The organism is Geovibrio thiophilus (assembly GCF_004087915.1).
In the GTDB taxonomy this organism is placed as follows: Bacteria; Chrysiogenota; Deferribacteres; order Deferribacterales; family Geovibrionaceae; genus Geovibrio; species Geovibrio thiophilus.
Map to the genome: position 1 here is coordinate 554,116 of NZ_CP035108.1, position 25,362 is coordinate 579,477.

Below are 25,362 nucleotides of genomic sequence, written 5' to 3' on the forward strand. Positions count from 1 at the left end.
AGAAGTGTTAAATACTGTCACATAGTGGCTGCCTTCTCCATGTATTATCCGTCATCGCCCTATTCAAATAGGTGCTGATTAAGGAGGAGAAAGATGGCTGAAACGCTTATTCAGAACAGAAGGCTTATTGAGGCAGACAGGACAGCGGTAATACCCGCTGAAGGGGAACTCCTGTACGCAACCGACACAAAGAGACTGTACATCGGTGACGGAACCACGGCAGGCGGCATCCCTGTGGGGGGTACATTCTTTATTACGGAGGACATGACGCTGAATGTTCCTTCCGACTACGCAGACATAAACGAGGCGCTGGGCTATCTGGCATCATTCAGAATCAAAAACACGGCAACAGTCACGATACAGGTGGCTGACGGCGTGTATACCTACACGGAAACAATACTGGTGAAGCACCCTGACGCGCAATTCATAAGAATCATCGGGAACGAAAGTGATCCGGACTCTTGTGAGATAAAAAACCCGCTGCAGACGTATATCATCCATGTCGAAAGATGCAATCTCGGCTACCTCGGCGGGTTTAAGCTCAACGGCGCAGCGGATCCGGTTAACTATCCTGAAGGGGTGGGCGTAGAAAGGCGGGGACTTCTGGTTTATTTCAATGCAAGTGTAATGATCGGCAGTATGTCTGCGGTTAACTGCCATTACGGAATTCATGTTTATATGAACTCAGTAATACGCGGCGTTAATATTACCCTGAGTTCAAACTCACACTCCGGTCTGATTGTTCAATTTAACTCAAGCGCGTCATTTGATGGCTCATGCTCTTGCAGAGATAATGCTTTTGCCGGAGTTTATGTTCACAGTAATTCAGCTTTTCAGTCCTCTGGTACAGGTACGGAAATAACGAGCAACGATGAGTATGGCATCTATATTTTATTTAACTCTATTATATCTGTAACAAATATCACTGTAACAGGGAATACTAAAAAAGATATTTATGCACTTAATGCCAGCTACGCAAGAGTTACATCGTCTACATACGGGACACTGTCTCCGGCACTCAACGCAATCGGTAACAGTAATTCCATTATAACCGGCTGATATTTTCTGACGTAAAAAAAGCCGCCCTTCCGGGGCGGCTTTCTGCTGTATTTAAAAAACTTTTTTTCAGATTCCGATTACGTTGTACCCGCAGTCAACATGCAGTGTTTCGCCCGTGATCATCTTTGAAAGATCACTGGCGAGGAATGCCGCAGTATCGCCCACGTCTTCGATGGTTACGTTCTGGTGCAGGGGCGAGCGCTCCTCAATGTGGGCGAGGATGTTCTTGAACCCGCCTATGCCGGAAGCGGCAAGGGTTTTGATGGGTCCGGCGGAAATGCTGTTTACTCTGATCTTTTTCTCGCCGAGGTCACATGCGAGGTAGCGGGTGGAGCATTCCAGCGCGGCTTTTGCCACACCCATGAGGTTGTAGTTGGTGACAACCTTTTCCGCTCCGAAGTAGGACATGTTGATCACGCTGCCCCATTCGTTCATTATCGGCTCTGCCGCTTTGCAGAGGGCAACGAGAGAGTATGCGCTGATGTCCATGGAGAGCTTGAAGGCGTCTCTGGCGGTGTCGATGTAGCGTCCTTTCAGCGCTTCGCCGGGGGCGTAGGCTATGGAGTGGATGAGTATGTCTATATTGCCGAAGTCTCCGGCGATCACGCCGAAGGCTCTTTTTATATCTTCATCACATGTCACGTCACAGGGAACACAGAGCTTCGCGCCGAGCTCCTCTGCTATGGGAACCACTCTTGATTCAAGCTTTTCGCCTGCGTAGGAGATCGCAAGTTCCGCCCCTTCTTCCTTAAATTTTTTAGCAATGCCGTAAGCTATGCTTTTGTTGTTGGCAATGCCGAAGATAAGAGCCTTTTTTCCTGTCAGTAAGCCCATGTTGCCTCCTAGAATTTGTCAAGAAAGTCTGAAATATTTTTAACTGGGATTATATCAAGTTTTCCGTCAAAGTCTATCTTTTCGGGGAGGTATGCGCGCTTTATGCCGAATTTGACCGCTTCGGTCAACCTGTTTTTGATGTTGGCAACATTCCTTGTCTCCCCCGTCAGTCCTACTTCTCCGATGAAAACAGTGTCTGTCCGAACGGGCTTTTCCCTGAATGAGGAAACTATCGCCGCGCACACTGCGAGATCGGCTGAGGTCTCGGTTATCTTTATGCCGCCGGCTATATTCAGGTAAATGTCTGATGCGCCGAGATTCAGTCCGCCCTTTTTATCAAGTACGGCGATCAGCATGTTCAGCCTGTTGGTGTCGAACCCGTTTGCGTTGCGGCGTGAGAACTGAAAGTATGTGGGTGTTACAAGTGACTGTAACTCAACGAGAAACGCCCTTGTTCCCTCCATTACGGGGACAAGCACCTTGCCCGGCGCGTCGGATTTTGTGCTGCCGAGAAGCCCGCCGTCCGGACATTCAAGGAGTCCCTGACTGCTCATTTCAAACAGCCCGACTTCGTTTGTGGGACCGAAACGGTTTTTAACCGAGCGGAGTATTCTTATCCCTCTGGAGTAGTCTCCCTCAAAGTAAAGCACTGTATCCACAAGGTGTTCCAGAACCTTCGGTCCTGCGATATATCCGTCCTTGGTAACCTGACCGACGATCAGAGTTGTTATCCCTTTCTGCTTCGCCGCCTCAACCATGCGGTAGGTGACATGCTTCACCTGACCGACGGTTCCCGGGGCGGAGCTGAGCTCCTCCGAAGCGATCGTCTGCACTGAATCTGCTACAATATATTCAAACTTGTCTCTGTCTGCGGCGGTGAGTATGTCCTCAAGGGAGTTTGTGGCGAGTATTGAGAGCTTATCTGTCTCTATCCCCAGCCTTTCGGCACGCATTTTTATCTGTGACGGCGATTCCTCACCGGATGCGTACAGTATCTTAGCGCCCCTTGTGCCGAGTATTCCCGCCACCTGAAGCATTATTGTTGATTTGCCTATGCCCGGCTCGCCGCCGACAAGTACAACGGAACCTTTCACGAAGCCGCCGCCCAGAACCTGATCAAGCTCTCCGATTCCGGTTACGGTGCGGTCAACCTCCAGTCCTCTTATTGAACCGAGGAGCAGCGGCTGAACATCACGTATCTTTGCGGAAGAGGTGATCTCGTCCTGCGGCATCTCCTCCACATAGCTGCTCCAAGCGCCGCATTCGGGGCATTTGCCTATCCATTTCGGGGAGACGCTGCCGCAGCTCTGGCAGATGTAGACCGATTTTTTCTTAGCCATCATTCCCCCAGAAAATCATTAATGGTGAGCCCGTTTCTAGGCTCCAGATGAAGGTGCTCATAGGCAAGGCGTGTCGCCATTCTGCCTCTGGGGGTCTTTTTGACGAAGCCTTTATATATAAGGTAGGGTTCTATAACGTCCTCAATGGTGTCTCTTTCTTCAGAGAGAGTCGCCGCCAGAGTTTCCACACCCACGGGACCGCCCTCATATTTTTCGATTATGGCACGGAGGAAGCCTCTGTCGGAGGCGTCCAGTCCTTCGTTGTCTATCTCAAGGCGGAGAAGCCCCTCACGGGCTATAGCCAGATCAACAAGTCCGTTGTTGAGCACATCGGCGAAGTCACGCACACGGCGGAGAATCCTGTGGGCAATACGGGGCGTGCCCCTGCTCCTGCGGGCTATCTCAAGGGCGGCTGCATGCTCTGTCTTGAGGTTCAGTATTCTTGACGCTCTTGTGATTATGGTGGCGAGGTTTTCCTCATCATAAAACTCAAGCCGCATTATGACGCCGAAGCGGTCACGCAGGGGCGAGGTGAGAAGCCCTGCTCTGGTGGTGGCGCCCACTAGGGTGAAACTCTGGAGATCAACCTTGATCGTTCTCGCCGCAGGTCCCTGACCGATGATGATGTCGAGCTTGAAGTCTTCCATTGCGGGGTAGAGAATCTCCTCCACATTGGAGTGCAGGCGGTGGATTTCATCTATAAAGAGAACATCCCCCTCCTGAAGATTGGTGAGAATGGCTGCGAGATCGCCCGCCTTTTCTATAACGGGACCCGAGGTGGAGTTTATGTTTACGCCCAGCTCACTGGCGATTATGTATGCGAGGGTGGTTTTGCCCAGCCCGGGAGGACCGTAAAAAAGGCAGTGGTCAAGGCTCTGTCCTCTCTGCTTGGCAGCCTGAACGAAGATCCGCAGGTTTTCCTTAACCTTGTGCTGACCTATGTAGTCGTCCAGCCTCTGCGGGCGTATGTGGCTTGTGAGTACGTCCTCATCGAATTTATCTTTGGAAAAAATGTTGTCTGAATCCATCGGAAAAGAATATCAGCAAAGGGATTAAAAAGCAACAAGCCAGCAGATGCCCGCTGAATAGCTATCTTTAGTGTAAGTATATGAGAAAAAATACAGTACTTGTTTTTTGATAAGAGGTATGTATTTTTTTATAAACAGAAGGAGGACAGCTTATGGAATACAGAAAACTTGCAGGAACAGGCTTAAGTGTTCCGGTTTTCAGCTTCGGCACTGCGACTTTCGGCGGGGAAGGCGATTTTTTCAAAGCATGGGGTAATACCGATGTTCAGGGAGCAAAACGCCTTGTGGATATATGCCTTGAGCACGGGATCAATTTCTTTGACACGGCGAACACTTACTCCCGCGGAGCATCGGAAAGAATCCTCGGCGATGCGGTGAAGGGCAGGCGCGGCGGGCTTATTCTTTCCACCAAGTCCACTTTTCCTATGGGAGACGGACCGAATGACTGCGGTTCCTTCCGCGCGAATATAATTAAGGAGTTGGAAGGTTCTCTGAAAAGGCTGGGCACTGATTATGTGGATATATACTTCATGCACGGGTTCGATGCAACGACTCCGGTTGAAGAAACCCTGAGAACTCTTGATGATATGATTACCGCCGGAAAAATCCGCTGCATAGGCTGCTCGAACTTCTCCGGCTGGCATCTTATGAAGTCACTCTCCGCATCGGAGAAGCACGGCTGGTCAAGGTATATATTCCATCAGGTTTACTACTCCCTCGTTGGGCGTGAATATGAATGGGAGCTCATGCCCCTCGCGCTGGATCAGAAGGTTTCTGCGATGGTGTGGAGCCCTCTGGCGGGCGGCGCACTCTCCGGCAAAATCAACAGAAAGACCCCTCCGAAGGAGGGTTCAAGGTCTGCGGCGATGGACTTTGTGATCTCCTCTGAGTCAGAGTACCTTTTTAAAGCCGTGGACGCTCTTTATGAAGTGGCTGAGGAAACAGGCAGAACTGTTCCGCAGGTGGCGCTTAACTGGGTTATAAACAGACCCTCGGTGGCGAACGTTATAATCGGAGCCCGCAATGAACAGCAGCTTCTGGACAACTTAGGAGCAGCGGGCTGGAAGCTCACCGATGAGCAGGTTGCCAAGCTGGACGCCGCCACAAATACGAAGCCCGTCTATCCTTACTGGCATCAGAACCAGTTTCCGATGCTTGTTCCTTCACCTCTGAAAAAATAATAAACAACATAGCAGGGCGGTTCCGACCGCCCTTTTGTGATCACATTGACCGTTATTTTGTATTGTATTCAGTCCGGTTCAGACTTATTATCTTTAAAACTGCATAAACAGTGTTTTACACCTTGATCAAGGGTGGGTGTTGTGCTATGTTTGCAACTTAACAATGTTTAGCCTCCCTGAAGTAAGGGCTGGCGCAAATCTTTCTCAAAGCCTTGAAACCGCAGGGTTTTTAAGGCTTTTTTCTACATAAGGAGAGCCTAATGCGCAGCGACAGAGTGAAAAAAGGTCTGGACAGAGCACCGGCGCGTGCGCTTATGTACGGCGCGGGCGTACCCAAAAGCAGCATGGACAGACCCCACATCGGCATCTGCTCCAGTTTCACCGACCTTATACCCGGACACACGGGCATGAGGGATCTTGAACGTTTCATTGACAAAGGCGTGCACACAGGCGGCGGACACGGATTTATTTTCTGTGTGCCGGGCATTTGCGACGGCATCTCAATGGGACACTCAGGAATGCACTACAGTCTGCCCTCCAGAGACGCAATCGCAGACATGATCGAATGTGTGGTGGAAGCTCACGCTCTGGACGGAGTGGTTTTTCTCTCCAACTGCGATAAAATCACCCCCGGTATGCTTATGGCTGCCGCACGGCTTAATGTTCCTTCTGTAATCGTTACTGCGGGACCCATGCTCGGCGGAAGCTGGCGCATGAAGAGACGCTCCTTCATCACGGACAGTTTTGAGGCTATGGCTCAGTGCCGCGCGGGAAAAATCAGCGCGGAGGAGATGGAAGGGCTTGAAATGAACGCATGCCCCGGTCAGGGCGCCTGTCAGGGGCTCTTCACCGCAAATACCATGGCGTGTCTCACCGAAGCTATGGGGATGAGCCTTCCCGGATGCGGAACAGGGATCGCCGGTTCCGGCAATAAACGCAGAATCGCCTTTGAATCAGGCGTCCAGATCTGCGAACTCGTCCGTCAGGACATCAAACCCAGAGACATAATGAACGAGAAAGCGTTCAACAACGCAGTGAAGATGGATCTCGCCCTCGGCGGTTCCACTAACACGACTCTTCACCTTCCCGCCATCGCTTACGAAGCGGGTGTTGCGCTCAATCTCGACACTTTTGATAAATTCAGCAAATCCACGCCGCACATCACAAGCATCAACCCCGGCGGCGAATTTTATATGGAAGATGTTGACGCCGCAGGCGGAATCCCCGCTTTCCAGAAACGCCTTAAGCCTCTGCTTGAGGACAATATAACGGTAAGCGGCAGCACGATATACGAAATTGCGGACAAAGCCCGCATTTTTGACGAAGACATAGTCCGCCCGCTGGATAACCCCTACCACAAGGAAGGGGGCATCGCCGTGCTGAAGGGGAATATCGCCCCTAGCGGCTGCGTTGTGAAGCAGTCAGCGGTTAATGACGATATGCTTGTTTTCAGCGGAAAGGCAAAGGTATTCGACAGTGAGGAAGCGGCAATGGCTGCCATCCACGCTGATAAAATAGCTAACGGTGACGTAGTTGTGATCCGTTACGAAGGTCCCAAGGGCGGGCCGGGCATGCGTGAAATGCTTGCCCCCACCGCCGCCATCATGGGAATGGGGCTTAACAAAGTCGCGCTTATTACAGACGGACGCTTCTCCGGCGGCACAAGGGGACCCTGCATAGGGCACATTTCCCCCGAGGCTGCGGAAGGCGGCATGATAGCGTTAGTAGAGGACGGGGATGTGATAAACATCAATATCCCGGAGAGAGGTATCGGTCTCGCCGTTTCCGAAGATGAACTTAGGAGACGGCAGGCCCGTTGGGTCAAACCCGAGCCTAAGGTTAAGCACGGCTACCTATTGAAATACGCCAAGGGTGTTTCAAGCGCGGCAGACGGCGCCATCTTCAAAAGGGACTGAACCGTTTATCTTACCTTTTTAGTAGTTTGTAATATTCAGGAGAGTTTAAAATGCCCATCACCGGAGCGGAAATATTAGTTAAAGCCCTGCATGAGGAAGGAGCCGATCTCATCTTCGGCTATCCCGGCGGAGTGCTTTTAGGGATATACGACACACTTTTTGACGCGGATTTGCTCCACGTTCTTCCCCGCCACGAGCAGGGGGGGATCCACGCAGCGGAAGGCTTCGCCAGAGCCACGGGAAAAGTCGGCGTATGCTTCGGGACATCTGGTCCCGGCGCCACGAACCTTGTTACCGGCATAGCCAACGCCTATATGGACTCCATCCCTCTGGTTGTTTTCACGGGGCAGGTGTCCACAAACCTCATCGGCGGAGACGCCTTTCAGGAAGCGGACATAGTGGGCATTACCAGACCGATCGTCAAGCACAGCTATCTGGTTAACGATGTCAGGGAAATGGCATCCACCATAAAAGAGGCGTTCTATATAGCCAGAACAGGCAGACCGGGTCCCGTTGTGGTTGACCTGCCTAAGGATGTTGTGAATACCAAGGCGGACTTCAACTGGGATAAGGAAATAACCCTTTCAGGTTACAGCCCCAACACCAAAGGGCACCCCGGGCAGATACGCAAAATGCTCAGGCTGCTTGAGGGCGCTAAAAAGCCTGTAATCCTTTCCGGCGGCGGCGTTACACTGGCGAATGCGTCCGAAGAACTTAAAAAGCTGGTGGAGATAACGGGCGTGCCTGTGATCACCACTTTTCTCGGACTCGGCTCATTCCCGGGAACAGATCCTAAATGCGTTGGCTGGCTGGGGATGCACGGAAACAAGGCATCAAACATGGCGATTACCGAGGCGGACTACATAATCGCTGTGGGCACGAGATTCTCCGACCGCTCAACAGGCAAGCTCAGCGGCTTCGCTCCCCATGCGAAGATAGCCCATATTGATGTTGATCCCGCTTCCATAAGCAAAAACGTTCCGGTTGAGATCCCCATAGTAGGGGACTGCAAAATCGTTCTTGAACAGGCTCTGGAAGAAGTGAAAAACTTCAGCTGGGACAAGCATCAGGCTGAAAGGGGCGAATGGCAGGCAAAAATCGACGAATGGAACAGGGAGCAGCCGTTTTCCTATACGTTCTCTGATAAAGTCATAAAGCCTCAATATGTTGTGGAGCAGATCTATAAGGTCACAGAAGGGGATGCGATCATCTGCACAGAGGTTGGACAGCACCAGATGTGGGCGGGTCAGTTCTATAAGTTCGACCGTCCCCGTCAGTTCATCTCCTCCGGAGGTCTCGGCACAATGGGCTTCGGTTTCCCCGCGGCAATAGGCGCCAAGATGGGCATGCCCCACAAAGAGGTTTTCGACATAGCCGGTGACGGCAGCTTCCTCATGAACATACAGGAGATGACCACCGCCGTTCAGTACAGAGTGGGTGTGAAAGTCGCTATCCTCAATAACTTCTTTCTCGGAATGGTGCGGCAGTGGCAGCAGATGTTCTTCAACAAGCGCTACAGCAGCACATGCCTTGAGTGCCAGCCGGATTTCGTGAAGCTGGCGGAAGCTTTCGGCTGCGTGGGTCTGCGTGCGGAAAAACCGTCGGAAGTTGAGGCGGTTCTCCGTGAATCCCTCAAGATCAAGAATCTCCCGGTTATAATGGATTTCCGTGTGGACAGGGAGGAAAATGTTTTCCCCATGGTTCCCGCAGGCGCCGCAAACAACGAAATGATCTTTAAGTAGGGGGCCGTGACATGAGACATATCATATCCGTTCTTGTTGAAAACAAATTCGGCGTCCTCTCCCGCATATCCGGTCTTTTCAGCGGCAGAGGCTACAACATAGAAAGTCTTTCAGTCGGCGAGACAGTGGAAGAAGGGCTCTCCATAATGACTATAGTCACCAGAGGCGATGACGCAGTGATCGAGCAGATCATCAAGCAGCTCCGCAAGCTGGTGAATGTTATAAAAGTGCGTGATGTTGTTTCCATGGATCACATAGAGCGTGAAATGCTCCTTGTGAAAGTCCACGCCAACGGACGCACAAGACCCGAGGTCTTCAACATCGTCAGCACGTTCAGGGCGAAAACTATCGACCTTAACGGCGAGTCGCTTGTTATCGAAATCACGGGCACAAAAGATAAGAACAGCGCTTTTCTGAAGGTGATGGAACCCTACGGAATAATAGAAGTCGTCCGCACCGGAAGCGTCGCTATCGCAAGGGGCAGCAAGGCTACCAGCGATAGATAGGGCTTATTGCCTCCGGCAGTTCTATGGATGGAACTGCGCCGTGCGGAGCGAAGCCGTGTTTACCACGGCGCGAGCGTGTGCGGAAATTTTCAGGATGATAAATTTCCGCCGGTAAGTTAGACGGCAGCAAGGCTACCAGCGATAGATAAGCGAAATTCGATTTTTTGGGAAGAGTGTGAGAAACCGTTTTTTTTTCGTGAAAAAAGGGTTTCTCACTTTATAAAAAAGAATTAAAAAAGATTATAGATAAACAGCTAAACAGCCGGAGGGAATTGCACAATGAAAGTTTACTATGAGAAGGACACCAACCTTTCACTTATAAAGGGGAAAAAGGTTGCCGTAATCGGTTACGGCTCACAGGGTTACGGACACACTAACAACATGAAGGACAGCGGCGTTGACGTTGTTGTGGGCTTAAGAAAATCCAGCCCCTCATGGAAAAAAGCCGAAGGCGCGGGTCTTAAGGTTATGGAAGTGGGCGAAGCCGCAGCGTGGGCTGATTTTATAATGATCCTCGCTCCTGACGAATCTCAGGGGGATATATACAGAACAGCTATAGAGCCCAACCTCAAAGCCGGCGACACTCTCGCCTTCGCTCACGGTTTCAACGTCCACTTCAACCAGATAGTTCCCCCTGCGGATGTTAACGTGGTAATGATCGCGCCCAAGGGTCCCGGCCATCTCGTGAGAGCCGAATATCAGAAGGGCGGCGGCGTGCCCTGCCTTATCGCTATCTATCAGGATGCCTCAGGCGATTCCAGAGAGGTTGCTCTTTCCTACGCAAACGCTATCGGCGGAGCGAGAGCGGGTGTTCTTGAAACTTCATTCAAGGAAGAGACTGAAACAGACCTCTTCGGTGAGCAGGCGGTTCTCTGCGGCGGTCTCGCCCAGCTTATAAAATACGGCTATGAGACACTCACGGAAGCAGGCTACGCTCCCGAGATGGCATATTTTGAATGCCTTCATGAAGTCAAGCTCATTGTTGATCTTATCTACGAAGGCGGAATCTCCAACATGCGCTACTCCATCAGCAACACCGCACAGTACGGCGACATGACCAGAGGTCCCAGAGTTATCAGCCCTGAAGTTAAGGAAACCATGAAACAGGTGCTTAAGGAGATCCAGACAGGTCAGTTCGCAAACGAGTGGATGCTTGAAAACAAGGCGAACAAACCCATGTTTAAAGCCCTTGAGCGCATAGGCGAGGAGCACCCCATCGAAGAAGTGGGTAAAAAACTCCGCGGCATGATGAGCTGGCTTGGTAAAAGCAAGATTGTTGACAAAGATAAAAACTGATATATGCTAATTGTTCAGGGCGGTGTTTCCGCCCTGAAATAATTTTTTCGGAGTTCTCCCTTGTTTGCAAAAGAAGGTTATCCGTTCATCCTTGTTGCGTTTGTCACATTTCTCATCATTTTCTTTTTGCCGAAAGGTCTGCTGACATTCCTTTCACTGGTTATTCTCGGTTTGTTTCTCTGGTTTTTCAGGGATCCGGAAAGAGACATACCTCCGTTTGATGAAATAGCCGTTTCGGCTGCGGACGGAAAGGTCATAGACATAGCGGAAACGGAATTTGAGGGAAGAACCTATAACAAAATCAGCGTTTTCATGAACGTGTTCAATGTCCATGTAAACAGGATGCCTGTTGCGGGAACAATCACCGGAATACGCCACAAGCCCGGCTCATTCATCCCCGCCGACAGACCTGACGCCGGGGAAAGAAACGAGCAGAACGTTATTTACGTGGATACGGAATACGGTCCAATGATCGTTAAACAGATAGCCGGTCTGGTCGCGAGACGCACCGTGTGCTACTGGCAGAAAGGGGATAAAGTATGCTTCGGCGACAGGCTGGGTATAATCAAGTTCTCCTCCCGTGTTGATTTGTTCCTGCCTAAAAGCTTTGACATAATCGTCAAAAACGGCGATATTGTGAAAGCGGGCGAAACTGTTATAGCAAAATATAACGAAAAGCTTGATACAGAAGACTAATATTTAAGGCGAATCAGTGAAGATATTCAATAAAGAGGCAGAGTTGGTAAATAAGAACGCGATTTTTCCGAACTTCGTGACGCTTCTGGGGCTTTTCAGCGGTTTCTACTCCATAGTGGCTACCCTGAATGGCAACTACGTGATGGCAGCCTACGCCACTCTCATGGCGTTCGTTTTTGACGGGCTGGACGGCAAAATCGCGAGAATGCTCAACGCCTCAAGTGAGTTCGGCATTCAGCTCGACTCGCTGGCGGATCTCATCTCCTTCGGCGTGGCTCCGGCTCTGCTTGTTTACAAGTGGGCGCTTGAGCCCTACGGAAGGCTCGGCTGGATGGCGGCGTTCCTTTTTGTGGCGTGCGCAGCACTGCGGCTTGCCCGTTTTAATGTACAGGCTAAGCGCATCTCAAACAAATTTTTTGTCGGTCTGCCCAGCCCTGCCGCTGCGGGAGTGGTGGTTACCAGCGTTCTGTTCGCCCGCCACTTCTTCGGTGATCCCACTGCAATTGAGGTTCCCCTTTGGTTCACGTTCATGATCTATATTCTGGCGTTCCTCATGGTCAGCAATGTGCCTTATTTCAGCTTTAAAAATATTGAGTATTTCCACAGAAAGCCCTTTAACTCCATGGTGGCTTTCGTGCTTTTTATATTTGTTCTCGGTCTCTATCCCGAAGTTTTCCTCTTTCTTTTTGCTTCCGCATATGCGGCGAGCGGCGTAGTTGCGCTACTACTAAGGAAGCACAGGGTACATCTGGAGGAAGAGGCTCAGGAAATATAGCCGTAAAATATCCTGTTACAGGATTGAGTTATATAAAGAGGTCTCACCCTTCAGAGGGATGAGACCTTTTTTTTTGCAGAAAACTGACAGAAAATTAACTAAGGAGGCGGAAAATGATCGGGAAAAATCATCCGAAAAGAAAAACAACAGTGCTATGGAATCTTCGGCTTCCGCTCAGACTATGAACAGAAATTGATAAGTATCTAAAATTAAAGGAGATTTAAAATGAGCAAAAAAAGAGTGATAATTTTCGACACAACATTGAGAGACGGAGAGCAGGCTCCCGGATTCAGCATGAACACGGAAGAGAAGATCAAAATGGCGCTTCAGCTTGAGAAATTGGGCGTTGACGTTATGGAGGCGGGCTTCCCCATATCGTCCCCCGGTGATTTTGAAGCTGTGCAGAAAGTGGCTTCCGTGATCAAAAACGCCGGTGTAGCAGGACTCTGCCGTGCAAATCAGAAGGATATATCAGTCGGCTGGGATGCACTCAAAGGCGCTGTCCGCCCCAGAATCCATACATTCCTCGCCACAAGCGACATTCATTTGCAGTACAAGCTGAAAAAGAGCCGTGAGGAGGTTCTGGAGATAGCGACGAGTGCCGTTAAGTTCGCCCGCAACCTCTGTGACGATATTGAGTTCAGCGCTGAAGACGCCACAAGGAGCGATCTGGATTTCCTGTGTCAGATTGTTGAGGCAGTAATAGCGGCAGGCGCGTCCACGGTTAACCTGCCTGATACTGTCGGCTATACTGTTCCCTTTGAGTATGAAATGATCATCAGCACGATTATGAACAAGGTTCCGAACATAGACAAGGCGAGAATCAGTGTTCATTGCCACAACGATCTCGGTCTTGCTTCCGCAAACTCTCTTGCCGCTATCCGTGCCGGCGCAACTCAGGTTGAATGCACCATAAACGGCATAGGCGAAAGGGCGGGCAATGCGGCATTTGAAGAGGTAATCATGGCGCTCAATGTCCGCAAGGATCTGTTCGATGTGGAGACCAATGTCAATACAAGGGAGATCTACCGTGCTAGCAAGCTCCTCACATCCATCACAGGTGTCGGTGTTCAGCCGAACAAGGCTGTTGTGGGCAAAAACGCATTTGCGCACGAAGCGGGTATTCATCAGGACGGCATGCTGAAAAACAGAATGACATATGAGATAATGACTCCTGAAAGCGTGGGTTATCCGTCAAACGCTCTGGTTCTCGGCAAGCACTCAGGGCGTCACGCATTCATAAAAAGGCTTGAGACTCTGGGCTTCACCCTTGATGCTGAGCAGACGGAAACGGCCTTCAACAAGTTTAAGATTCTGGCGGACAAGAAGAAGGAGGTTTTCGATGAGGATCTTGAAATGCTTGTGGAGCAGCAGCTTAATGAAACGGTTAAGCATTTCTCCGTGGGCACTGTGACCTTCGCCAGCGGAAACACAGGAATACCCACAGCGACAGTGGAGCTTAAGAACGAACAGGGTGAAGTAATTGTGGATGCCTCCATAGGCGATGGTCCGGTTGACGCGTGCCTCAAGGCTATTGAGCGCACAACAGGAATTGACGGAAGGCTGAAAAGCTACAAAATCAACGCTCTCACCGCCGGCAAGGACGCTCAGGGAGAGGTTGTGCTTACTGTTGAGTTCGAGAAATGCGGATACGATGTAACCGGAAGAGGCTCAAATACAGATGTTGTAGTCGCCAGCGCCGAGGCCTATGTTTACGCCATGAACAGATACCTCTCCAGAAAAGATCACAAAAAAGAGATGGAAGACAGAGGAATATAGAAAATAAACCGTAATACAATATTTTTTAAGGCAGAGCCATTGCGCTCTGCCTTTTCTGTTTTGAACGTTTGCATTCTGTATCATTTGTAATATACGTTCGTCAGTGATATATTCAGAACAGAGGTAGGGACGGATTATTCCTGAGGGGGCTCTATGAAACTCAATACAATCATGGTGTTTATAATTTCATTGGTAGTTGCCTGCGGTATGGGGATAATCCTCGCCGTAAACTACACCATCACAAAAAACCAGATGTTTGATTCAGAGTTTGAACGTGCCCGAAGCTTTATTCTCGCAGCGGAAGGTGTGCGGGAATGGGGTGCTCAGCAGCTTAAAGAAGGTGTTTTCGCCACTGAGGAAATTAAGGGCGATGTGCAGAAATTTCTGTACACTGTGCCGGTTATCGGAGCCATAAGGGTTATGGAATCCAAATCCGAAGAGGCGGGTCTTAAATTTAAGGTTCCCAAATTTCAGCCCAGAAATCCCAAAAACCAGCCTGACGCAAAAGAAGCTGAAATCCTTGAGATGCTTACCAAAAAGGACACAGGTTCGGGCAATACACCCGAACACATGTTTTATGATAAAGAGATGGGCATGCTCCGCTATTTTAAAGCGATCAGGCTCACCAAGGAATGCGAGATGTGTCACGGTGATCCCGCCGCTTCTGCGGAATTGTGGGAAACCGCTGACGGCACGGATCCTACGGGCGTAAAGATGGAAAACTGGCGTGCAGGGGAGATCCACGGAGCGTTTGAGGTGTTTCTTCCGACTGATAAGGCGTTTGTAATGCTCCGCCGAGGGCTGTATACATATATCGGCATATTCATTCCCATAACGCTGGCTCTGATCTTTATCATATATATGCTTAATAAAAAAATGATTTTCAGAAGGCTGGAAGACATGGAGCGTGTTTTCAGCACCATAGCTTCCGGCGACTATACCGTGCGGGTGCGGATAAAGCGTGACGATGAGGTCGGCAAGCTGGGTATAGCGGTAAATAAAATGGTGGACGGAACAAGTCAGGCTCTCTCAAGAGTTGTGGACAGCATTTCAAGCCTTGCCAGCACAGCAGCTCAGCTTGCAAGAAACTCCGAAACCATCGCAAAGAACGCGCAGAATCAGGCTGAGCAGGCGGCAAGCACAGCTACGGCTGTCGAGGAGATCAGCGGAACTGTGGCGGAGGTCGCAAACAATGCCGGATGTGTTTCCGAGAGCACAAATACTGCAAAAGTAAATGTTGTCCGCGGCTATTCCCTTGTTATGGAAACAAAAGATATGATGGAAAAAATCGCTTTCACTGTTGAGGAATCAGCCGCTACAGTCCGTAAGCTCGGTGAATCCAGCGAACAGATCGGAGCTATTATACAGGTTATTGATGATATAGCGGATCAGACAAACCTTCTGGCTCTGAACGCGGCGATTGAGGCGGCAAGGGCAGGAGAACACGGACGGGGCTTTGCCGTGGTGGCGGATGAGGTGCGCAAGCTTGCGGAAAAAACCGTGAAGGCAACCAAGGAAATAGCAGATATGATTCAGAATATTCAGGCAGATACAGGCGGGGCGGTGCTCGGTATGGCTGAAGGCGTTCAGCAGGTTGAAAACGGCAAAGTCAAGGCGGTTGAGGCAGGCGAATCCCTCGGTGTTATCAAGTCAAATATGGAAGATGTTGCCGGAGGGGTGGGGCAGATTGCCCGCGCGACGGACGAGCAGGCGAACGCCATGGATCTCATGTCCGGAAGCATAGAGAATATCTCAGCTATTTCAGGTGAGAATTCCCATGCGGCTCATGAATCCGCAGAGGCAGTGGAACAGCTCAGCAGACTGGCATCGGATTTACAGAATATAATCTCGAGATTTAAGCTTTAAGGAAAAAGAAGGGGAGCTTCAGGGCTCCCCTTTTATTTGTTTATTTTACTGAAAAGCCAACTACCGCTTCAGGTGTGATAACTCTGAAAGTGAAGGATTCCGTAAGGAACAGATGCACTTTTTCTGAGTCGTGGTTGTGGTATCCTACAGCGAAGTCCTGCCCTACTGTGAGTTCGAGGTCGCCTTCGCGGTCTGCGACAAGAAGAGCGCCTTCAACCGCTTCAGAGTATACGATGGAGCCCTTGATCTGCTCTTTGATCAGATCGCCAAGCGTTCCGCCGGGAAACAGGCGGGCGAGGTATTTCCACAGAGCAGGATTAACAACGAGGTTTGCGCCTCCTGTTATGCCTTCCTTCATCATACGTGTCTGAGCTTCGCTCACAGCATCCACGATGCTGTCCTTGTCCAGTGTCATGGCTATTTTTGACTTGGCTGTGAGCTGGTTTAAGCCCTCTATCCCGCTGTCCTTGAAGCCGTTGAAAACTGCGTTTTCCTCAAATGCGGCAAGCTTTCTGGCTGCTGCGGTGAGGGGTTCAAGTTCTAGGTCTTTTGCGCCTCTGTCTATGTTGTCAAGCTCCCAAATATCAAGCGAGAAATTGACTCTCGCCTCCACAAGGGGAAGAACCTTGTGTACGCCGAAGCATACTTCGCCCGCTTTCTGCTTTGCGGGGAGAGTAAGACGTCCAACGCTGACTGCCGTGTAATCTATGCCGTAAGGACCTTCAACATCCGCGAACTTTCTGGCTGAAAGGTTGGCTGAAAGGGTTTCTTTCGCAAGTGTGTTTATTTCTTTCCATGCCGCTGCGCTTATGGGCGCAAAATCTTTTCTGAGCAAATTCATACGTTCCTCCTTTAATTATTTTTTCTTCAGGCTGCCTATGCCCAGTCCGCCGCTTTCTCCCGCTGCGGGTTCTGCGCCTTCTGCGGGAGCGCCTGAAAGGAATTCGTCTTCCACTTCTTTGTATCCCTGCTGGTAAAATTCTTCTTCCTGAGGATCAAGCTCCTTCAGCAGACGCAGAAACTCTCCCGCATGCACTTTTTCCTCATCGGCTATATCCATAAGAACCGCCTGAGCCAGCTTATTATCTGTGGATTCAGCAAGCTGCTGATAAAGCTGGATAGCCTCATACTCCGCCGCCACCATGAAACGGATGGCTCTGACAAGCTCCTGATCAGTAAGTTTGCGATCGTGCTTCAAACCGCTGAAAGGATTTCCAAAATCGGGCATTTTATCCTCCTGTGCTCCTTTTCTTTAATAATACAATATAAATCGTGACATTTCTCAACGATTTTCTGTGATGAGAATTAATATAGTTTAATTTTTAAAAAATACAAAGGATAATTTTTATTATTTAGCTTATTTTTTAGGATGTAAATAAAGTCTGATGTGAAAAGTGTTGAAAATAAAGCCGATGCCGAATAATATCTTAGTGCTCTTAAAAACCTGCGAGGTGTTTCATGAAACTTAGCGCTCCGAAATTTATAACATGGCTTTTGGGAACATTTTTAGGTGTTCTAGGGCTTCTCATCTACTTCGGTGTGGTAAGCATCAGTGTGATGACCTTCAGTCCGTTCTGGCTTATCGTGGCGGGCTTCGGAATACTCGCTGTTGCGCCCCTCTTTGCAGGGCTGTAAAGCTGTCATCTATCCTTCATGTTTTCTTAAAATCCCCCTCAGTCCCCCTTTATTAAAGGGGGAAGTTATTGCCGCCAAGAGTAAAATACTTTCTATGGACGCGAGAGAAACATTATTGTGATTATCGTAAGCGTTGAGGCATAAACAGTTCCATGGATGGAACTGCGCCGCGCGAAGCGAAGCCGTGTTTACCACGGCGCGAGCGTGTGCGTAAAAAACACAGGATGTAGTTTTTGGAGCGGTAAGACAGATACTGCGCCGTGCGCAGCGAAGCCGTGTTTACCACGGGGCGAGCGTGTGCGTAAAAAACACAGGATGTAGTTTTTGGAGCGGTAAGACAGACACTGCGCCGTGCGAAGCGAAGCCGAACAGGTTCGGCGCGAGCGTGTGAGGAAACGGACAGGATGTACCGTTTCTGAACTATCATAAAACAGAGAGATTGCTTTACTTCCGTTCGCAATGACGCAAACAGTTCCATGGATGGAACTGCGCCGTGCGAAGCGAAGCCGAACAGGTTCGGCGCGAGCGTGTGAGGAAACGGACAGGATGTACCGTTTCTGAACTATCATAAAACAGAGAGATTGCTTTACTTCCGTTCGCAATGACGCAAACAGTTCCATGGATGGAACTGCGCCGTGCGAAGCGAAGCCGAACAGGTTCGGCGCGAGCGTGTGAGGAAACGGACAGGATGTACCGTTTCTGAACTATCATAAAACAGAGAGATTGCTTTACTTCCGTTCGCAATGACGCAAACAGTTCCATGGATGGAACTGCGCCGTGCGAAGCGAAGCCGAACAGGTTCGGCGCGAGCGTGTGAGGAAACGGACAGGATGTACCGTTTCTGAACTATCATAAAACAGAGAGATTGCTTTACTTCCGTTCGCAATGACGCAAACAGTTCCATGGATGGAACTGCGCCGTGCGAAGCGAAGCCGAACAGGTTCGGCGCGAGCGTGTGAGGAAACGGACAGGATGTACCGTTTCTGAACTATCATAAAACAGAGAGATTGCTTTACTTCCGTTCGCAATGACGCAAACAGTTCCATGGATGGAACTGCGCCGTGCGAAGCGAAGCCGAACAGGTTCGGCGCGAGCGTGTGAGGAAACGGACAGGATGTACCGTTTCTGAACTATCATAAATAAGAAAGGCGGCTCCCTTTTCAGGAAAGCCGCCTTTTGTATTTTGAAAATATCGTTTAATTTACTTGTGGCATGTGTTGCATGTCTTTTTCACACGCTGTTTCGTGTGGCAGTCTATGCAGAGTTTTTCGTGGAAATCGTTTTTCATGCCTTTGATTTCGCCGACTTCAAACTTGAGAACGCCTGATTCAGGGTCAGAGTGGCATTCTGTGCATGCCATCTTCTGAGCGTGCGCAAGGTGCTCAAAGTTTACTGCGGGCTTTGTGGGCTCGGGAACATATTTCTCTGCTATGTTGATTATCTCCATAGCTGAGGCTATTTCCATGAGCTCTGCCGGGTTGCCGGCAAACGCAGGCGCAGCGGGAGCTTCCTCCGCAGCGGCTTTTTGTACCATAGGCGCCGCTGCTTCCTCAGCAACGGGCGCTGTCCATGTGTCTATAGCCTCTGTCAGCTCAAGTGCTCTTGTGAAGAGGGCATCAAGGTAGTCGGGGTTATGAACGCCTTTGGAGCCGTCCATTTCCGCGATTCTGATTATACGCGCATATTCATTGAAGAGAGCACGTTTGCCCATGGGCATGTCTTCTCTTTCGCTGAAAAGCTGTGCGTATTTGCCTTTAACTTCAGCAAGTCTCTCAGCGAAAGCTTCCTGAGTGTCTGTCATGATCGATGCGTATGAATCATCATGGCACATTACGCATTTATCGCTGTTGGGGCGCTCAAAGGCTGAGTCGTGGCAGTCGGAGCAGGAGAGGTCAGCCATGTACCATCTCATCTCGTCCACACCTTTCACATATGTGCCTTCCTGAAGACCCTTCTGCATTGTATGGCAAGCAGCGCAGTCCTCGTTTGCGGGAACTGTCTGCACTTTTTCTCTTACTGTGTCGTGGCAGTCAAAGCATGTCTGCATTTTGGGCTTGTTGTAAAGCTCGCCGCCGTGGGCAACCCCAATGTGGCAGTTTGTGCAGAGAAGACCTGCGCTTATGTGTTTTGCGTGGTTAGGCTCAACACCTTTGGTTACAGGTTCGCCTGTGATACTGGCGAGTCCGTATGATGTTCTGTAGGTGGGGTTCTTAACCTCGTCTATGTTCCTGAAGTGGATGCCGACGGAGATAAGCTTCTCTCTGCGGAGCTTCTGGTTGACATCGTCCGAGTGGCAGAAAAGACATGCCGAATCGGGCGCCGCGTGCTCAGCCGCCACAGGATCTGTAGCCGCATGAGTGAGGAGTTCAACAATTTTCTCCTCTGAAACGAATATCTGATATAAAAGACTTTTTGTACCGGCGATGACATGCGCGTCAAGATAGCCGATGATGCCGGGATCTCCGTGACAGTCAAGACAGCTTACGTCCGCCTTGCTGTGGATGTTCTTGTCCCATGTGAAGTGTTCGCCCCGTACGCCGACTCTCTGTTCTGCATGACACGTTTTACAGAATGTGTCCGTACTGGTCATGTGCATAGCCTCAAGACCGCCAAACGTGGCTCCCACAACAATAACAATTATGGCAAGTACGAAGATGAGAGGGTCTTTACGGCTGAAGTTTTTGAGTTTCTGCCACATTATAAAGCCTCCGTTATGGTGAAAGAAGGGCAGGAATACCCCTTGCGGAAGCTCCTGCCCTTTTATTAGTGCCTGTTAATTAAACAACAAGAAGAAGGATAAGCGCAACTACGAGTGCGTAGATTGCGATTGATTCGATAAGCGCAAGACCGATGATCATGGTAGTGGATATTTTGCCTGATGCGCTGGGGTTTCTGGAGATACCTTCAACGGCGCCGCGGATAGCGTTACCCTGACCCATACCTGTACCGAGAGCGGCTATACCCATACCGAAGCCTGCTGCTATGTAGTGTGCCCATTTGTAAGTTTCGCCGCCTTCCGCCGCGAATGCGCTTACTGAAAATACAGCCATTATTGCTGCTACGTTGAAAAGAATTTTTGCTGCTTTAGACATTTAAGTCCTCCTGATATTAGTTTATCTTTTAGTGTGCTTCTTCAAGTGCACCACTGATATAGATCATAGAAAGCATCATGAACACATACGCCTGAAGAGCGCCGGTGAACATGCCGAGCATAACCATGGGCAGAGGTATAAGAAAAGGAACGAGCATGAAAAGGATAACTATAACAAGCTCCTCACCGAAAACGTTGCCGAAAAGCCTCATGGAGAGAGACATGGGTCTCGCGAGGTGACCGATGACCTCAATTACAAACATAAGAGGGGCAAGAAAAGCCACGGGTCCGAGGAAATGCTTAATGTAGTGCGCGCCGTGTTTTTTAATGCCTATCGCCTGATAAGTGAAGAAAACTACCAGAGCGGGCGCTATGGTGGAGTTCAGGTTTGATGTGGGCGCGAGAAAGCCGGGTATGAGCCCCATCCAGTTGGAAAAAAGGACATAAACGCCTATACCGAAAATAAGGGGTATATAGGGTTTGCCCTCTTCGCCCATGAGTTCAACGCCCATGTTGTAAACAGCTCCGACAGCAGTCTCGAAAGCGCCCTGCGCTCTGCCGGGGATTTCGCTGCCCTGTCTGGAGGCTATGCTTCCGAGGAAAAGGGTGAACAGCATTACTACGAAGGTCATCATGACATGCCAGTAAGTGTGCCCGATATCCGCGGGAAAAAGCATGGAAATATTAAGCGGGTGTTCCATCTTTAAGTTCTCCGTAAAAACAATTTAAAACTTTCAAGGTCAGGCGAAAGTCAAGCCGACCCTCCGCATCCGTCTGATGTATCATCATTTTCGGAGCGGTAATGATAAACAGCGACCAGAAGTATACACAGGGGTACAACAGAGATCCCTACAAGTATGCCTATCATGCCGGCATGGAGATATTCATAAGCAGCCCAGACAGCGGCTCCGGTTCCCAGAAGCCTCACTTGCGTGTTAAAGGCTACCGCGCGGAAAATCTGTCCTTCAAATGCGTTTCTGATATTCCTTGAGAGCATGAAAAAATTCAGCACGGCAAGTAAATAACCGCACAGAACCCCGATCGTGAAACTTTTATCAAAAAAGATCGTGCATACTGTATACAAGATAGCGGAAAAGATCAATGAAAGAATGATGATTTTATTTGTTATCTTCATCAAAAACGCCGGCTTTTTTCATAAAATAAATCATGTTTTTAAATCCGGCAGCTATTCCCAACAGCATGAAGATAAAGGTCAGCACGGGTTTTGTGCCGAAATATTTATCAAGCCACCAGCCCATGCCTGTTCCTATAAGTATGCTGAATACGAACGACATGCCTATTGAGCTTGCGTGCATAAGTTTGTCGGCTTTTTTGAGTTTTGACTCAACCTTGTTTTTTTCTTCGCTGTTCATCATACACTCCGTCAGAAGCGGAGATTAGCACAGGGTGCTGTTTTTCTCAAGAAATTCCGAAAATACATAATCAGCAGATGAAAAAAGATGTATTGAACGGCAGGGGTTACATGATATAGATATTAAGCAGCCGGAGGAACCTATGACGCTCAGCCCTAACGAACTTGCAGTGATGTTTCTTTCGCTGGGTATTCTGCTTTTCACCGCCAAGCTTTTCGGCGAGATAGCAAAGAAGTACGGGCAGCCCTCCGTTCTCGGCGAAATTCTGGCGGGGATAATTCTCGGTCCCACTGTGCTCGGTTTCTTTGCGCCTTCGGTTACTGATTTCCTTTTCCCCGCCGAAGGTCTCAGAAAAGTTGTCATGGACAGCATAGCCACTATCTCCATTGTTCTTTTCCTCCTTGTCGCCGGTATGGAAGCGGATATAGGCACGATCCGCAAACAGGGCAGACAGGTTTTCAGCATAGGTGTTTCAGGAATTGCCGCTCCCTTCATAATGGGCTTTGCCGCCGCATATTTTTTCCCGGGGCTTTTAGGCATGGAAGCGGGGGGAGAGGTGCTGTTCTTTGCCCTCTTCATAGCTACCGCTCTTGCCATATCCGCTCTGCCTGTTATCGCCAAAACTCTGATGGATCTTAATTATTACAAAAGCGAGCTGGGCATGCTCATAGTAGCCTCGGCAATTTTCAACGACATTGTCGGCTGGATGATGTTCGCCGCAGTGCTGAGTCTTGCGGGCAAGGGCGATGTGAGCCATATGCCGATTTACGCTACCATAGCTCTGACACTGCTTTTCACTCTTTTTATGATAACAGTGATGCGCAGACTGATTCATAAAATACTCCCGTGGGTTCAGGCGCATTTCAGCTGGCCGGAGGGGATTCTGGCGTTTTCGCTGGCGCTTACCATGGTCGGCGCCGCAGCCACCGAGATGATAGGGATCCATGCTATCTTCGGCGCTTTTCTGGTGGGGCTTGCGCTGGGCGACACTCACCATTTCAGGGAAAAAACCAGAACAATAATAGAACAGTTCGTATCGTCATTCTTCGCGCCGCTTTTCTTCGCCAGCATAGGTCTGAATGTCAACTTCATCACCAATTTTGATTTTACGGTAACGGCACTGTTTCTTGTGATAGGAACAATCGGCAAAGTCGCCGGATGCAGCGCCGCCGCCCGTTTCTCCGGACAGGGCAAAAGGGAGTCTTTCGCCATCGGCTTTGCCATGAACGCCCGGGGAGCCATGGAGATAATTCTCGGGCTTGTTGCGCTTAATTTCGGGCTGATAAGCGAGAAGGTTTTTGTGGCGCTGGTTGTGCTGGCGATAGTTACTTCGGTTATCAGCGGTCCCGCTATTAAGATGCTTCTGAAACTGAAGAAAAGCTTTAACTTCAGGGATTATCTGGAACCGAAGGCATTCGTTCTGATAAATAATCCTGTTGATAAATACAGGGCTATCGAGATGCTTTGCGCGCCTCTTTCGACAGTGACAGGAATCCGTTACGACACAATACGGGCGGCTGTTATGGACAGAGAGAGTATTATGCCTACCGGACTCAAAAACGGTGTTGCCATACCCCACGCGAGGCTGAGAGATTTGAAAAAACCTGTGATCGCAGCGGGAATCACCTCCCACGGAATAGACTTCGGCTCAACGGACGGACATCCCGCTCACTGTGTGTTTCTGATCCTCACCCCGACGGAGGACAACATGGCGCAGCTTGAAATTCTCTCCGGTATAGCAAGGACCTTCAAGGAGCAGGAGTTCGATTCCAAAACCGTGAGACCGAACAACTTCACGGAGTTCATCTCAATGATAAAAAGCAACGGCAGCGCATAAAAAAGGAGCCGGAAGGCTCCTTAGTTTGTTGGCAAACTCCTGTCGCTATGCGGCAGTCTCTGTTTTTTCTATCCGATCTCTTTTAAACTGTCATAATGAGCAGCGATTGTCTTAGCCAGATCCTCTTCCGTGTGAGCCGCTGAGACAAACATGCACTCAAACTGCGCCGGAGCAAGGTTCACGCCTCTTTTCAGCATAGCGTGGAAGAAGGAGGCGTATTTCTTGGTGTCTGATTTAATTGCCTGAGCGAAGGACTTTACTTCGCCTTCGGTGAAGAACATGCAGCCGAGGGATTCAACACTGTTAAACGCGTATTTGAGTCCGAGCTTTTCGCAGTTACCCTTAAAACCGTCCCAGAGAATATCGGATTTTGCTTTCAGAGCTTCATAGAAACCGGGCTGGTTGAGCTTTTTCAGCGTCGCGAGCCCTGCCGCGGTGGCAAGAGGGTTCCCCGAAAGTGTCCCCGCCTGATAAACAGCGCCCACGGGGGAAATGAGATCCATGATCTCCTTTCTTGCGCCGTATGCCCCCACAGGGAGCCCGCCGCCGATGATTTTGCCCATGGTGGTGAGGTCCGGCTGGATGCCGTAGTATTTCTGCGCGCCGCCCGAGCTCATGCGGAAGCCTGTGATGACTTCGTCAAAAAGAAGGAGTGCGCCTTCCTCCGCGCAGAGGTTTTTAAGGCTTTCGAGGAAGCCCCTCTCAGGGAGTACCAGACCCATGTTCCCCGCTGCGGGTTCAACGAGTACGCAGGCTATTTTATCTTTGTTCTCTTTGAAAAGCGCCTTAACGCTGTCAATGTCATTGTACTGGGCTATGAGGGTGTGCTTCGCGAAATCTTCGGGCACGCCGGGACTTGAGGGCTGGTTGAAGGTGAGCAGACCGCTCCCCGCTTTAACGAGCAGGCTGTCTGAGTGTCCATGGTAGCAGCCTTCAAACTTAACAATGGTGTCTCTCTTTGTGTATGCTCTGGCGAGGCGGATGGCGCTCATAAGAGCTTCCGTGCCGGAGCTCACGAGGCGCACCATTTCCACTGAGGGAACCATCTCCGTGATGAGCTTCGCCATATTCAGTTCATTAACGGTGGGAGCGCCGAAGCTTGCGCCTTTTTCCGCCGCGTCCTTGATTGCTTTGAGCACATCTTCGTCAGTGTGCCCGAGGATCATCGGACCCCATGAGCATACGTAATCTATGTATTCCTTTCCGTTAACATCGTATATTTTGGAACCCTTAGCCCTGTCTACGAAAACGGGTTCGCCGCCGACAGAGCCGAATGCTCTCACCGGGCTGTTGACGCCGCCGGGCATATATTTGCATGATTCCTGAAAATAATTCATCGCATCCTCCGAAAAAATGAATTTCCAAGCTGAATCATAATAGAAATAAGCCAAACGTACAAGAGAATATG

Annotated in this window: 22 protein-coding genes and 1 pseudogene; 12 read left to right on the forward strand and 11 right to left on the reverse strand. The window is 49.9% G+C overall.

Going from position 1 to position 25,362, the window contains the following annotated elements:
* Positions 1-93 precede the first annotated feature (93 nt).
* Positions 94-1,059 (forward strand): hyaluronate lyase N-terminal domain-containing protein, encoded by a 966-nt coding sequence (locus EP073_RS02700; protein ID WP_128465630.1) that lies wholly within the window; start codon positions 94-96, stop codon positions 1,057-1,059.
* Between the two features lie 66 nt (positions 1,060-1,125).
* On the opposite strand, the gene EP073_RS02705 is transcribed toward EP073_RS02700, so the two are convergent.
* Genes EP073_RS02705 through ruvB form a run of 3 tightly spaced genes read right to left on the reverse strand, consistent with a single transcriptional unit; the run spans position 1,126 to position 4,261 of the window.
* Complete coding sequence (locus tag EP073_RS02705; RefSeq protein WP_128465631.1) at positions 1,126-1,893, reverse strand: enoyl-ACP reductase FabI; 768 nt, start codon at positions 1,891-1,893, stop codon at positions 1,126-1,128.
* A gap of 8 nt (positions 1,894-1,901) precedes the next feature.
* A complete protein-coding gene (gene radA / locus EP073_RS02710) occupies positions 1,902-3,236 on the reverse strand; it encodes a DNA repair protein RadA (protein ID WP_241654038.1) in 1,335 nt (444 codons plus the stop codon).
* On the reverse strand, positions 3,233-4,261 hold the full coding sequence (gene ruvB / locus EP073_RS02715; RefSeq protein WP_128465633.1) for a Holliday junction branch migration DNA helicase RuvB: 1,029 nt from the start codon (positions 4,259-4,261) through the stop codon (positions 3,233-3,235). The genes radA and ruvB overlap by 4 nt, the downstream gene beginning before the upstream one ends.
* Before the next feature lie 152 nt (positions 4,262-4,413).
* Here ruvB and EP073_RS02720 point away from each other — a divergent pair, with 152 nt between their 5' ends.
* From EP073_RS02720 to EP073_RS02760, 9 genes are all read left to right on the forward strand, one after another.
* Positions 4,414-5,442: an aldo/keto reductase gene (locus tag EP073_RS02720; RefSeq protein ID WP_128465634.1), complete on the forward strand. Its 1,029-nt coding sequence runs from the start codon at positions 4,414-4,416 to the stop codon at positions 5,440-5,442.
* 260 nt (positions 5,443-5,702) lie between these two features.
* On the forward strand, positions 5,703-7,358 hold the full coding sequence (gene ilvD / locus EP073_RS02725) for a dihydroxy-acid dehydratase (RefSeq protein WP_128465635.1): 1,656 nt from the start codon (positions 5,703-5,705) through the stop codon (positions 7,356-7,358).
* Positions 7,359-7,408: 50 nt separating this feature from the next.
* Positions 7,409-9,100, forward strand: a complete 1,692-nt coding sequence (ilvB, locus tag EP073_RS02730; protein ID WP_128465636.1) for a biosynthetic-type acetolactate synthase large subunit — start codon at positions 7,409-7,411, stop codon at positions 9,098-9,100.
* Positions 9,101-9,111: 11 nt separating this feature from the next.
* Positions 9,112-9,606 carry an acetolactate synthase small subunit gene (gene ilvN, locus EP073_RS02735; protein ID WP_128465637.1) on the forward strand — a complete coding sequence of 165 codons (495 nt, stop codon included), beginning with the start codon at positions 9,112-9,114 and terminating at the stop codon, positions 9,604-9,606.
* A gap of 279 nt (positions 9,607-9,885) precedes the next feature.
* Positions 9,886-10,902, forward strand: coding sequence for a ketol-acid reductoisomerase (gene ilvC / locus EP073_RS02740; RefSeq protein ID WP_128465638.1), 1,017 nt, complete (start codon positions 9,886-9,888; stop codon positions 10,900-10,902).
* Positions 10,903-10,962: 60 nt separating this feature from the next.
* On the forward strand, positions 10,963-11,598 hold the full coding sequence (locus EP073_RS02745; protein ID WP_128465639.1) for a phosphatidylserine decarboxylase: 636 nt from the start codon (positions 10,963-10,965) through the stop codon (positions 11,596-11,598).
* A 43-nt stretch (positions 11,599-11,641) separates the two neighbouring features.
* Complete coding sequence (gene pssA / locus EP073_RS02750; RefSeq protein ID WP_128465640.1) at positions 11,642-12,373, forward strand: CDP-diacylglycerol--serine O-phosphatidyltransferase; 732 nt, start codon at positions 11,642-11,644, stop codon at positions 12,371-12,373.
* 225 nt (positions 12,374-12,598) lie between these two features.
* Entirely contained in the window at positions 12,599-14,152 is a 1,554-nt protein-coding gene (locus tag EP073_RS02755) for a 2-isopropylmalate synthase (RefSeq protein WP_128465641.1), read from the forward strand.
* A gap of 153 nt (positions 14,153-14,305) precedes the next feature.
* Positions 14,306-16,018 (forward strand): methyl-accepting chemotaxis protein, encoded by a 1,713-nt coding sequence (locus EP073_RS02760; RefSeq protein WP_128465642.1) that lies wholly within the window; start codon positions 14,306-14,308, stop codon positions 16,016-16,018.
* 40 nt (positions 16,019-16,058) lie between these two features.
* Here the strand turns inward: EP073_RS02760 and EP073_RS02765 are convergent, their stop codons facing one another.
* Together EP073_RS02765 and EP073_RS02770 are read right to left on the reverse strand one after the other, a co-directional pair.
* Positions 16,059-16,859, reverse strand: coding sequence for a family 1 encapsulin nanocompartment shell protein (locus tag EP073_RS02765; RefSeq protein WP_128465643.1), 801 nt, complete (start codon positions 16,857-16,859; stop codon positions 16,059-16,061).
* A 105-nt stretch (positions 16,860-16,964) separates the two neighbouring features.
* Positions 16,965-17,246 (reverse strand): annotated as a pseudogene (locus EP073_RS02770) (ferritin family protein); the annotation flags it as partial.
* A gap of 230 nt (positions 17,247-17,476) precedes the next feature.
* Here EP073_RS02770 and EP073_RS13800 point away from each other — a divergent pair.
* Complete coding sequence (locus tag EP073_RS13800; RefSeq protein WP_164885248.1) at positions 17,477-17,653, forward strand: hypothetical protein; 177 nt, start codon at positions 17,477-17,479, stop codon at positions 17,651-17,653.
* A 1,201-nt stretch (positions 17,654-18,854) separates the two neighbouring features.
* Here the strand turns inward: EP073_RS13800 and EP073_RS02775 are convergent.
* The 5 genes from EP073_RS02775 to EP073_RS02795 all read right to left on the reverse strand — a co-directional run bounded on the left by EP073_RS02775 (position 18,855) and on the right by EP073_RS02795 (position 22,120).
* Positions 18,855-20,351: a cytochrome c3 family protein gene (locus EP073_RS02775; protein ID WP_128465645.1), complete on the reverse strand. Its 1,497-nt coding sequence runs from the start codon at positions 20,349-20,351 to the stop codon at positions 18,855-18,857.
* 79 nt (positions 20,352-20,430) lie between these two features.
* Positions 20,431-20,745, reverse strand: a complete 315-nt coding sequence (gene atpE, locus EP073_RS02780) for an ATP synthase F0 subunit C (protein WP_128465646.1) — start codon at positions 20,743-20,745, stop codon at positions 20,431-20,433.
* A 28-nt stretch (positions 20,746-20,773) separates the two neighbouring features.
* A complete protein-coding gene (gene atpB, locus EP073_RS02785; RefSeq protein WP_128465647.1) occupies positions 20,774-21,445 on the reverse strand; it encodes a F0F1 ATP synthase subunit A in 672 nt (223 codons plus the stop codon).
* A 50-nt stretch (positions 21,446-21,495) separates the two neighbouring features.
* The gene (locus EP073_RS02790; protein WP_128465648.1) at positions 21,496-21,879 is read right to left on the reverse strand and encodes an ATP synthase subunit I; all 384 of its coding nucleotides are present in this window, start codon (positions 21,877-21,879) and stop codon (positions 21,496-21,498) included.
* Positions 21,863-22,120 carry an AtpZ/AtpI family protein gene (locus EP073_RS02795; RefSeq protein WP_241654039.1) on the reverse strand — a complete coding sequence of 86 codons (258 nt, stop codon included), beginning with the start codon at positions 22,118-22,120 and terminating at the stop codon, positions 21,863-21,865. Before EP073_RS02795 ends, EP073_RS02790 begins: the two co-directional genes overlap by 17 nt.
* A 139-nt stretch (positions 22,121-22,259) precedes the next feature.
* On the opposite strand from EP073_RS02795, the gene EP073_RS02800 reads away from it, so the two are divergent.
* Complete coding sequence (locus EP073_RS02800) at positions 22,260-23,954, forward strand: cation:proton antiporter domain-containing protein (RefSeq protein WP_128465650.1); 1,695 nt, start codon at positions 22,260-22,262, stop codon at positions 23,952-23,954.
* A gap of 68 nt (positions 23,955-24,022) precedes the next feature.
* Here the strand turns inward: EP073_RS02800 and hemL are convergent, their stop codons facing one another.
* The gene (gene hemL, locus EP073_RS02805; RefSeq protein ID WP_128465651.1) at positions 24,023-25,291 is read right to left on the reverse strand and encodes a glutamate-1-semialdehyde 2,1-aminomutase; all 1,269 of its coding nucleotides are present in this window, start codon (positions 25,289-25,291) and stop codon (positions 24,023-24,025) included.
* Positions 25,292-25,362 lie beyond the last annotated feature (71 nt).